Origin of the sequence: Gilliamella sp. Gris3-2, from assembly GCF_001690345.1 — a bacterium.
GTDB lineage: Bacteria > Pseudomonadota > Gammaproteobacteria > Enterobacterales > Orbaceae > Gilliamella > Gilliamella bombi.
The window spans coordinates 1-10,297 of record NZ_LZHB01000065.1 but is presented as its reverse complement, the minus strand read 5'-3'; the positions used below and the strand labels follow the sequence as shown (position 1 = coordinate 10,297).

The following is a 10,297-nucleotide window of genomic DNA, read 5'->3' as shown; positions in this document are numbered from 1 at the left end:
TCAACCTAAGTTACAGGATGATTCGGTGATTGTTTCGGTATTGAATGCTATCACAGACCGGCATTTACGCTGGGGCTTTCCTAAATGTTTTAATCGTATCAAAAAGCTCGGCTATAAATGGAATCATAAACGGGTGTATCGGGTGTATTGCCAATTAAAGCTTAATCTCAGGATAAAGCGTAAACAGCGCATTCCTCCACGAAGCCCAGAAAGGCTATCAGCACCCAATAAACAAGGTGAATGTTGGTCAATGGATTTTATGAGTGACAGTAGTCGTAATCAGCGTCGCTTTAGGACATTCAATGTTATCGATGACTTTAATCGTGAAGCGCTAGAGATTGATATTGCAGTAAGCTTACCAGCAGGAAGGATTACCCGTTACTTAGATAAACTGGCTGAATATCATGGGTATCCATTAAAAATACGGGTCGATAATGGGCCAGAATTTACAGGAAAAACCTTTATAAACTGGGCTAAATCACATAATATAACCATTGATTATATCCAGCCCGGTAGTCCTTATCAAAATGGCTATATTGAACGATTTAATCGTACCTATCGTACTGAAGTACTCGATTTATATCTTTTTAACAACTTAGCACAAGCAAGGAAAATAACCGAAGAATGGTTAACGATTTATAACACCGAAAGACCGCATGAGGCATTAAATAACATGACACCGATTGAGTATAAAACACTAAAACAAGCAGCATGATTTTCTACGTGAGTTGTGTACTAAGTTTGGGGTATTTACAATTATTCCATAAGTATCATGGATAGCGATACCACTAACTTCATGGTTATCTTCAGATAAATTAATGAGTTCATAGCCACTATGTTCTTTTTTATCAAGACCTATTTCTATATCAAAAAGCCCGATTTTAGCCGTGTACAAAATGGCTGATTTCATTGTTTCTATTCGGCAATGTCGAAAAAAAGCATCTTTCGCTAAAGCAGAAAGACACTTCAAAAAGCCACCATTGTTAATAATATCAATAAGATCAATATTTAATTTTCCCATATTTAACATTCTATCTTTTTATTGTCCCTGTTTTTCATTTATCATAAGCATAAAATAAAAAGCCAGATAGTAACAAAACTATATATCTGATAAATTAGACGATTTATCATTTCATTATTTACATTAACCCAATGAAAACACTCAGCCGAAAACTTGCTTTAACACTGTTAGCTATCGAAATGATTACACAATCCACAAAACAGGATATTGAAAATATACTCTTTGCAAATTATCTTGATAAAGAAGGCCAACCTTTAGCATATAACAATATTTATGATGATGCCATTGAGCAATTTTTATTAGGCTATTTTGTTGGCATTAAATTGAAAGGCTATTCTAATCAATATTTAAAACAATATATTAGTGCTTTATACCGTGAACCTATTACCATTATAGGGGACGAAGATATCTTGCATGCATGCCCTTGTTGCCATTATTTAACCTTAACTCATCAAGGACAATACGATGTTTGTCCATTATGCTATTGGGAAGATGACGGCACACAAAATAATGAACTAAACCATTATAGTGCAGTTAATCACTCAACATTAAGCAAATATAAAGCAATATTCGACAAACAAAAAGCTACGTTAACAAATATTCCGTATAAATTAGCTAATAGACATTTATAATACTTGCATCAAATCTAGATTTGATTATGCAATAAATTAACCACGCTTTTGGAGATTAACTTATAAAAGAGTGCTTAGATGACAAAAATATTAGCGTTATGGAATAAACAAACATTACCTATAAAAGACGGGATTTACTTTTCTACTGGTGAATCGATATCCCTTTCAGCCCAGTTTTATCCCCAATTGTTAATTAAAAAAGGGAAACAATTCAACCTTAATCTTTTTTTGGATAAAGATCCTGATAATATCACTAATATAGATATCACAAAAAAAATCACCATAACTAATGGTAATCAATGCTTTTTAGGTGAAGGAAGTTATGGTTCAGAAGGGTTTATTGCCTACTTAACGCCTAAAGATAATTTAAAATGGGTGATCTATTTCGAAACATCAAACCCATTCATTAATGCAACTGAATTGCCAAATCACTTTCTTATAGTGGAATCAAGTGCCGATTTCAAAATAGTGATTGAATTAAATAACCCAATAAATCTTATTTTAACTAAATAAGATTTATTATATTGTTTTTACCCATACAAATAACGCCAAATAACACATGAGGCTAAAATAAATGAGAAACCTGAAAAAGTAATATATGCTTTAACAAAGATATGGCATAATCAGCCAATATTCAAAAATCCAAAAGAAAAATAGAAAACAAAAGCTTAGATGGCTTATTAAATTTTAATAAATGGTTAAACCACATAAAGTAATTTTAAGTAAATGCCTTATACATTATTAGCGAATTATTTTTATAATTTGATATTAACAATCTGGCAATTTCCTACATTTAATTTGATGATTTTATGGTATGTAAAGGAATATCTCTGATGGAGAAAAACAAACAACAGGTTGTAGATTTATTAATATCTCATAGTCAAATTTTAGTCAGATCTAGACCATACAGTGAAGAATTATCGCAATAGGGTAAACAAAATATTGCACAAGGTGCAGTTATTCATAAGGATTATGTCATTTTTGACCCATTACCTGATGATGCTTTCGGTGCAAACGTTTTTTTAACCTTATCAGATAGTTTTACAATAGATAACCAAACCCAACGATGCATTGTTGTTCCCTTTTACACACATCCCAAAAATACGATTGAGGTTGCCTCTGCCACAGAAAAATTTACTATTAACCTACAATTAGATGCACCATTATATTCACTGTATTATGAAATCTGCGAAGGTGATGAAGTTTTTTATAAATTTACCTTTATACCTGCACTTGTACCAATCACAGCTCACTACATTATTGATGACCAATGGGGTGGCAAAAAAGGAAAAATGCTCCAATCGGGTAAAGTATAACCATCTTCAACCTAATTAACTCTAATCAAAGCATAAAAATAAACCAATAAGGACTAAATTGTTTTTGTCTGTGGTAGAAATGTTAAAAATCTTGTCAAAAACTTTCAGGTAACTATATGTTTAAGTAAAAAAAGCATTTAAATATAAACAGTATTTAAGTATAAAATTAAATTTTGTTGGTATTAAATTGTCGATATACCTTAACTACTAATCAAAGGTCTCCAAACGTTATAAAAGATTATTATCTATTTTAATAAAACATTCAGGTAGACCATTGATTTCAGGTTAAACTAACGAAAATACTTAATTAAAATAAACCAGTTACTCGTTAATAATCTAATAACATTTTTCTCAAATTAATCGAGAATCAAAATTAAATATTATCAATTTTTTGCTGCCAATACCCGTTCAACTGTATCAACAATAGCTTGAGTTTGGGAATCAATTTCGATATTAACTTTATCTCCGACTTTTTTAGCGTCTAACGTGGTAATAGCTAACGTTTCAGGGATTAAATGAATAGCAAAACGATCTTCTTTTACCTGCCCAATTGTTAGGCTTGCACCATCAATGCCAATAAAGCCCTTATATAATACATATTTCATAAATTCTTTCGGCAATTGTAACGTCATTTTACAATTTGTGGCAGTTTTTTGAATATCAACAATAGTTGCAGTGCAAGATATATGCCCAGACATCACATGACCACCAATTTCATCACCATATTTAGCGCTACGCTCAATATTCACAAAATCATCGATTTTTTTATCACCCAATGTCGTTAATGCAAGGGTTTCTTCCATAATATCAAACGACACGATATCTTTATCGAACCCCGTTACTGTTAAGCAACATCCATCATTGGCAATCGACGCCCCTATTTCAATTTTATTAGTTAATTGATGCGGTAATTTAACTTTATATGTTCTTAATTTATTTTGATCAACAATATCAATAATCTGACCAACGCCTTGAACAATGCCTGTAAACATAGATATACCTCAAATTTTCTTAATATTGAATATTCTATCTCAATCTGATTAGGATTTCCTATTTCTATTTTCTACTGGTATGATCGTTTTATATATTTTCCGATCACTTAGTATCTATAGCGATAACAAATTCATATTTCAAAGTATAGTCAAGGATATATCATTATGTTAAAACTGATTTTAGCCATTTCTGTCGGTTCAGTAGCGGGGGGATTAATGCGTTGGTTCTTATCACTTAAACTCAATGTTATTGCTTTTACTATTCCACTAGGTACATTGCTATCTAATTTAGTTGCTGGCTATATTATTGGCTTTGCAATTGCCTTTTTTAATCACTCTAACCTTTCTGCTGAATGGCGGTTATTGGTAATAACAGGTTTTTGTGGTGGCTTATCAACTTTTTCAAGCTTTTCTGCCGAGGTGGTTAACTTTTTACAAAACGGTCGAATATATTGGGGTTTAGCAACAATATTGATTCATGTAATTGGTTCAGTTTTAATGACATATTTAGGTATTTTATCGTATCAATATTTGCGTTCTTAAAATAACTCAATTAATAAATCACATAAAAAATAATCATAAATAGAGTTTACAACCTTAAAATACTGTATTAATATACACTGTATAAAAAAACAGTACAGAGGTTATTATGCTTATTGAACATTCTACACAACAACTTATGGCTATTAATTTTGAGTCCCCTTTTCAACAAGTATTACAACAACAACGCCCTTTATTAAAATCACTTAATAAAGCTAAAAAATGGCAATTATGGCTTTCTGACCGACCAATGTTAAAACGTTCATGGGTTAATACTGCAGGGTTAGATAAACACAAAGTGATTCATCTAGCAAATTTAAATAATGAAGACCTAGTATCAACCATTGAAAAAGTCTTACAATACAAAACCTGTAGCTATATAGTTGCTTGTATCAATAACCTTAATGAACAAGACAAAGCACGTTTACAAAAAGCCGTATCATTAAGTGATACTTGTCTACTTTTAGTACACGATGAGCAAAGTGAACAATCTATCCAATATCATTAAAAACAAACATATTATTTAAATAAAAGCATATTTTTCAATTTTAGAAAGCAAATCTAAAATGTTTAATAAACTAATATACCGCTATAAAAATTAAGTTAAGTATTTGATGTATAAAAAATCAGGGCTGAGCATTTAACAATGTTCAGCTTTTTTTGATAGTTGTTAATAATAGTAATTTATAATAGCAATTGACACAGTTTTTTTCGAGAAACCTTTCCAATCGCCGTCATGGGTAATTAATCTACAATAACGATTTTTTGGGCAAATAGAATTTACTTAGTAATTAAAATTTTTTGCCTTGCTACTACAATCAGCCATTTTAAAGTATTCTGTTGTACTACGCCTAAAACGGTTATTTTCCAAAAATGTGTTACTTTAATTTAAGTTTGATACGTTAATAATAAGGTAGTTAATAAAGAATAATCAGACTATTTGTTTTCATAGTCCAATCTATGTTTTTAATTAAAATCAATGCGTTATAGATTATATTCTTTTTTATTATTGTGACTTTATTTTTCAAGAAAAGCGGTTTTATTATTTAATAACAGCTGTTTAATAACAACGGTTAATAACAAAAGCGCAAATTTTTAAATCTTATTAGTCGGGGCGTTTTTTGGTTTTAAGTTATTAAAGCTTAAGGCCAACTGGTTTTGCCAGCCGATGCTCCATTGAGCAGCGGCTTAGTTCTTTAAGGTGTAGTACAGATAGCAGTATATGGGTAGTGCGGAGGGTCGTTATAAACACCACCTTGCCCCCCTTCTACTATAAACTGATTGCTTCCCACTGTGTCACTCGTAAAAAAGTACATGGGGAAGTCTGTACCAATATAACCCATCATATATGGATACCACTCCGCAATAAATCCTGCACCTATTTGTCGTTGGATATGATTACCAGTTGACGATGGCATGCCGCCATGGACTCCTGCGCTACATGGGAACTGCGACCATTCCTCTTCTCCACATTTTGTATTAGTTAGATCCTTGAGCTGTGGTAGACGATAACCTAAGCTATTACACCAAGATTCTTGTTCAGAAAACGTCCCACTATAATTAAACCCACGACTCACAAACCACTGCTTTAACTTAAATCCATATTTCACTATCACATTATCACTACTATCCCTACCTTCTAATTCAAATACCTGAGGTAAATTTGGCACAGTAATTTGACCAGGACTATTTGACCCTTTTTGACTACCACTTGCCACAGGTCCTGTTAACATAACGCGTGCTACGACTTTTCCAAAATCATCAGGATGAATCCACACATCATCAGGTACAACATTTATCACTGTTGCAGTAATTCCCCCATGCGTTACAGGTTTCCATGTCAATTCATTTACATCTATTCCTGTTATGAGTAAATCAAAATATAAATTATGTGCACCCGTGTTCGGAAAATTTAGTTTGTATAATTCAGGATTAGTTGATTGAACTAAGAAGCCCTTCTCCATATTCCATATGTCAGCTGGACCGTCGAGCATGGGATTAAAACTAATAAGTGGCCTTGCGAATTCTACTTTTATACAAACATCATTATCTGATGCATTAGGATTAATGTAATACGTTACGCTACCTTCTGCAAAGTTACTAGTTTCTGGTACACCATACTTAGTTTTTAAATAACCCTCTGTATTACTTAATTCTACTTTATAAGGTGCATTACATATCGTTAATGCATCACTACGATTAACCGTTTTATTATTTTTATCTGTAATACTCAGAGTGATCATCCCATCTGCTGTTAGACCATCTTGTCCGTCTCCATCATCATCGCGCCATTTATTTTGTGCCACCAAGTCATTTAAGCTCACTGAATCAGATGATGGCTGGACTATCATTTCAATATCAGCCAGAGTATCCCCTACATTAGGTAACTTGATTGGCGCTACCAGTGATGAGGGATTATTTTGTGGTGTAAATATTCGACCGTCTGACAACTTAATAGTTAATAAGTCATCTGTGGTAGTCAATTTGGTAGTACCATCATCAAGCGTTAAATAGGGGGCTGTGCCTCGAATGGTATCCGATGTAGTGGCCGATAATGCCTGCGATTCCAATGAATACGGCAGTAACAACAACGGCGCCAGTACCAATTGAATTTTTAAAAATGATTTTGTAGATAATTTCAGAGATATAAATAAGTTTTGAGCAAACACTCGCCGAATAAAATTATTCGATAAATTTAAGACATAGGCTTGCCAAGTCTTGTGACAAAAATGATATTGCATTACGATTCATCCATCAAGTACATTGTTTTATTGTTTTGTTTTATTTTATATTTATTAGCTTGTTAAATAAGCTTGTTTTCCTAAATCGATGGAAGTATAGCCGTTAAAAAAATAGTTGGCTAGTTCTTGAGCTAGCTTTTTTGTAAAGAAATGTAAAGATAGAAATGATTCAGCTTTAGCAATAAGTCAATTTTTTAGCAAAATATAATGTTAAGTTTATGATAAATTAACTTTTTATTTTTAATACTTAATATCACTACTAACCGCCAAAACACAAAATCGCCAAACTGCCAGTTTGGCGCGTTAACCTAACTTAGTGATCATGCATTTTGATGTTGTGATAAGACAAGCATATTAACCTTATGGCGCTATAAGTATGTTTTGTTCTAAAATCTTTCAGGTAGACTATTGATTTTATTAAAGTTTTTAAATTTTATTTTTTAGCAAAATCAAACGTTTATTCAATTTAAACAAGTCAATGCTTTACCTTTCTATCTTCATCTTGCAAAATTCACTCATCTAGTTTACTTTACTGATACACTGAAAATTAAATAAATGATTAGAGCGTAAACATGACGATATCATTTAAAGAGCAGCAACAGCAAATTAGTTTTGTTAAGCAATTTTTTGCTGAGCAACTTGCCGAGCGTTTATCACTTATCGAAGTGCAAGCTCCGTTACTAAGTAAAGTTGGCGATGGTATTCAAGATAACCTTTCAGGTACTGAGCACGCAGTGCAAGTTAAGGTAAAAGCAATACCTAATGCACAATATGAAGTGGTACATTCACTAGCTAAATGGAAACGTAAAATCTTGAGCGATCACCATTTCAAAGTTGGCGAAGGAATCTACACTAATATGAAAGCATTACGCCCAGACGAGGAGCAACTTTCGCCAATTCACTCAGTTTATGTTGATCAGTGGGATTGGGAAAAAGTAATTCGTCCAGAAGATCGCAATTTAACTTATCTAAAACAAGCGGTCGAAAATATTTATGCTGCCATTAAAGCGACCGAAAAAATTGTTTCACAACAGTATCATCTTTCACAATTTTTACCCGAATCTATCACCTTTATCGATAGTGAGCAGTTATTAAAACGCTATCCAAATTTATCCCCAAAAGAGCGTGAAAACGCAATAACTAAAGAGCTTGGAGCTGTGTTTTTAATTGGTATTGGCGGTAAATTATCAAATAATGAAAAGCACGATGCTCGTGCACCTGATTATGATGACTGGAGCAGTGAAAACGATTTAGGATCTAATGGCTTAAATGGCGATATTTTAGTGTGGAATCCAATTTTGCATAGAGCATTGGAAATTTCATCAATGGGGATTCGTGTCAATCCAGAAACGTTAAAACGTCAATTAAAACTAACAAATGACGAAGATCGTTTAGAGCTTGCTTGGCATAAAGCATTAATTAATGGCGATTTGTTGCAAACCATTGGTGGTGGAATTGGGCAATCGCGTTTGGTTATGTTGCTTTTACAACAAAAACACATTGGTCAAGTACAATCAAGTGTATGGGACGAAGACGTTAAAGCAAATTACAGCCATTTGCTCTAGTCACAAACATATAAATATAGGGCATTACGCCCTATTTTTCTGCAAAAATTACATAATTAATTTTTAACAGGTCATTTACCTTCGACTGGTGTTGATTCGGTTGGGGTGTTTGTTGATGGTTCTGCTTTATCATTACGGCTCTCAGTTTCATCTTTTGTATTAGCTGTCTGAGTTTGTATTTGCGTTGCTAAACCATCCAAACGAACATAAACAATACGTTGTTGACCACGATCGCATGAACCAACAATTTTACCTTCAATTTGTTGTTCTGATTTATCAGATGGTTCAAGTTTTAACTGAAATTGTGAAGGATCAACACCGTTGTTTTTGATTTTTTCAGCAATATTAGCACTAATTTCATCACAATTTGAAGCTACAGCCAACATGGGTAAACTAAGTAAAAATATACCGATTAATTTTTTCATTTTCTTTCCCTTTTGACGGTTATTTGATTTTTGGATGCATTATAAAACTATCTATTAGTCTGTCTATCTTCTTTTAAGATGTACTTAAAAATAATCTGCCAGCATAATTGCAAATTTCAACAAATCTATCATTTTGTCGGTAATATTAAAGCAAATCGATTAACTTGATTTATTCACTGTACAATTTGATAAGTATTTAACAAACCTGTTAATAACTCAATAACATTTTAATTATTAAATAATTTTCTGAATGATTAAATATTAATCTGAACAATTTTTGAGTTAATTTGATAACAAAAAAAATCTTTTTTTACAATTCTTGTTGAAATTTACTATGAACTCTAACAATAAAAATGCTACCCAAAAAGCGATAATATAAGAGCAACTGATTACTTGTTACATAATGATATTATGTAAATTATAGAGCAGTAAAAAAAGCAATTAACCCAAAAATCACTCCTGGCGAATTAGCAATTGCTAGTGGCCAATCTTTCTTTTCTTGTAGCAGCCCATAGCAGACCCATAGCGAGCAGTTAATGGAAGCGGCCAATGGTTGAATTGGGTTTGTTTTCAATCCATGCAAATTATCGATGATTTGTGGAATATAAGAAACATACATCCCTAATGACGCCACTGTAGCGATAATACCTAAAATACGAAAAGCCTTAGATGAAAGATGCAAAATAGTCTCCTAATATCGTTTATGGTTTTCACCTGATGCTTGTAATTATAACGAATTAGAATAGTGGCAGTAAACTAACATATTTGGTTCAATGGTAAAGTATAGTTAAAAAAAGGTAAGTAATTAGCCAATTTTTAATTAATCCCTAATGTTATTTATAAGTGATTTTATATTTAATCATAATGTTATAAAAATTTTTCATTTGTTTGCATTGCGTTACAAAAGCAAATAACAAGGAAAAACTAATTTCAATAATTGGTTAAAAGGTGATATTTTGCTCAATTGCCTATTGAGCTTTTTTGAGTGTGGTTTATTTGCGGATAATTAAAAAAGGGACTTAAGATATTTATTCACTTTATGACTTAATAAGTACTGAATAAACC

The 10,297-nt window shown here is 32.2% G+C and carries 11 protein-coding genes and 1 pseudogene; 7 read left to right on the top strand and 5 right to left on the bottom strand.

Annotated elements, in window-relative coordinates; all coding sequences use genetic code 11:
* Positions 1-715 (top strand): IS3 family transposase (locus A9G32_RS08670; protein WP_141672898.1); only part of this gene is annotated, 715 nt, incomplete at its 5' end.
* Here the strand turns inward: A9G32_RS08670 and A9G32_RS08665 are convergent.
* A complete protein-coding gene (locus tag A9G32_RS08665) occupies positions 698-1,021 on the bottom strand; it encodes a hypothetical protein (RefSeq protein ID WP_141672719.1) in 324 nt (107 codons plus the stop codon). The genes A9G32_RS08670 and A9G32_RS08665 overlap by 18 nt on opposite strands.
* Positions 1,022-1,152: 131 nt before the next feature.
* Between A9G32_RS08665 and A9G32_RS08660 the strand changes: the two genes are divergently transcribed.
* From A9G32_RS08660 to comJ, 3 genes and pseudogenes are all read left to right on the top strand, one after another.
* Positions 1,153-1,653, top strand: coding sequence for a CPCC family cysteine-rich protein (locus A9G32_RS08660; protein WP_065589974.1), 501 nt, complete (start codon positions 1,153-1,155; stop codon positions 1,651-1,653).
* A 78-nt stretch (positions 1,654-1,731) separates the two neighbouring features.
* Positions 1,732-2,166 (top strand): hypothetical protein, encoded by a 435-nt coding sequence (locus tag A9G32_RS08655; RefSeq protein ID WP_065589975.1) that lies wholly within the window; start codon positions 1,732-1,734, stop codon positions 2,164-2,166.
* Between the two features lie 320 nt (positions 2,167-2,486).
* A pseudogene (comJ, locus tag A9G32_RS13675) lies at positions 2,487-2,969 on the top strand (competence protein ComJ).
* Positions 2,970-3,352: 383 nt separating this feature from the next.
* Here the strand turns inward: comJ and A9G32_RS08650 are convergent.
* Positions 3,353-3,961 carry a riboflavin synthase gene (locus tag A9G32_RS08650; protein ID WP_065589976.1) on the bottom strand — a complete coding sequence of 203 codons (609 nt, stop codon included), beginning with the start codon at positions 3,959-3,961 and terminating at the stop codon, positions 3,353-3,355.
* A gap of 165 nt (positions 3,962-4,126) precedes the next feature.
* On the opposite strand from A9G32_RS08650, the gene crcB reads away from it, so the two are divergent.
* Together crcB and A9G32_RS08640 are read left to right on the top strand one after the other, a co-directional pair.
* Positions 4,127-4,504 (top strand): fluoride efflux transporter CrcB, encoded by a 378-nt coding sequence (gene crcB, locus A9G32_RS08645; RefSeq protein ID WP_065589977.1) that lies wholly within the window; start codon positions 4,127-4,129, stop codon positions 4,502-4,504.
* Positions 4,505-4,610: 106 nt separating this feature from the next.
* Entirely contained in the window at positions 4,611-5,009 is a 399-nt protein-coding gene (locus A9G32_RS08640; RefSeq protein WP_065589978.1) for a cell division inhibitor SulA, read from the top strand.
* Between the two features lie 688 nt (positions 5,010-5,697).
* Here A9G32_RS08640 and A9G32_RS08635 read toward each other — a convergent pair.
* The gene (locus A9G32_RS08635) at positions 5,698-7,242 is read right to left on the bottom strand and encodes a hypothetical protein (RefSeq protein WP_065589979.1); all 1,545 of its coding nucleotides are present in this window, start codon (positions 7,240-7,242) and stop codon (positions 5,698-5,700) included.
* Positions 7,243-7,814: 572 nt separating this feature from the next.
* Here A9G32_RS08635 and asnA point away from each other — a divergent pair.
* Complete coding sequence (gene asnA / locus A9G32_RS08630) at positions 7,815-8,807, top strand: aspartate--ammonia ligase (protein ID WP_065589980.1); 993 nt, start codon at positions 7,815-7,817, stop codon at positions 8,805-8,807.
* Between the two features lie 71 nt (positions 8,808-8,878).
* Here the strand turns inward: asnA and A9G32_RS08625 are convergent, their stop codons facing one another.
* Together A9G32_RS08625 and A9G32_RS08620 are read right to left on the bottom strand one after the other, a co-directional pair.
* Positions 8,879-9,232, bottom strand: a complete 354-nt coding sequence (locus A9G32_RS08625) for a DUF1161 domain-containing protein (protein ID WP_065589981.1) — start codon at positions 9,230-9,232, stop codon at positions 8,879-8,881.
* A gap of 418 nt (positions 9,233-9,650) precedes the next feature.
* Positions 9,651-9,914: a SemiSWEET family transporter gene (locus A9G32_RS08620; RefSeq protein ID WP_034914233.1), complete on the bottom strand. Its 264-nt coding sequence runs from the start codon at positions 9,912-9,914 to the stop codon at positions 9,651-9,653.
* Positions 9,915-10,297 lie beyond the last annotated feature (383 nt).

What these genes read in the sequence shown, in the direction of transcription:
- A9G32_RS08665 (WP_141672719.1), bottom strand. Translation starts at nt 1,021, where the DNA reads ATGGGAAAATTAAATATTGATCTTATTGATATTATTAACAATGGTGGC.
- A9G32_RS08660 (WP_065589974.1), top strand. Translation starts at nt 1,153, where the DNA reads ATGAAAACACTCAGCCGAAAACTTGCTTTAACACTGTTAGCTATCGAA.
- A9G32_RS08655 (WP_065589975.1), top strand. Translation starts at nt 1,732, where the DNA reads ATGACAAAAATATTAGCGTTATGGAATAAACAAACATTACCTATAAAA.
- A9G32_RS08650 (WP_065589976.1), bottom strand. Translation starts at nt 3,961, where the DNA reads ATGTTTACAGGCATTGTTCAAGGCGTTGGTCAGATTATTGATATTGTT.
- crcB (WP_065589977.1), top strand. Translation starts at nt 4,127, where the DNA reads ATGTTAAAACTGATTTTAGCCATTTCTGTCGGTTCAGTAGCGGGGGGA.
- A9G32_RS08640 (WP_065589978.1), top strand. Translation starts at nt 4,611, where the DNA reads ATGCTTATTGAACATTCTACACAACAACTTATGGCTATTAATTTTGAG.
- A9G32_RS08635 (WP_065589979.1), bottom strand. Translation starts at nt 7,242, where the DNA reads ATGCAATATCATTTTTGTCACAAGACTTGGCAAGCCTATGTCTTAAAT.
- asnA (WP_065589980.1), top strand. Translation starts at nt 7,815, where the DNA reads ATGACGATATCATTTAAAGAGCAGCAACAGCAAATTAGTTTTGTTAAG.
- A9G32_RS08625 (WP_065589981.1), bottom strand. Translation starts at nt 9,232, where the DNA reads ATGAAAAAATTAATCGGTATATTTTTACTTAGTTTACCCATGTTGGCT.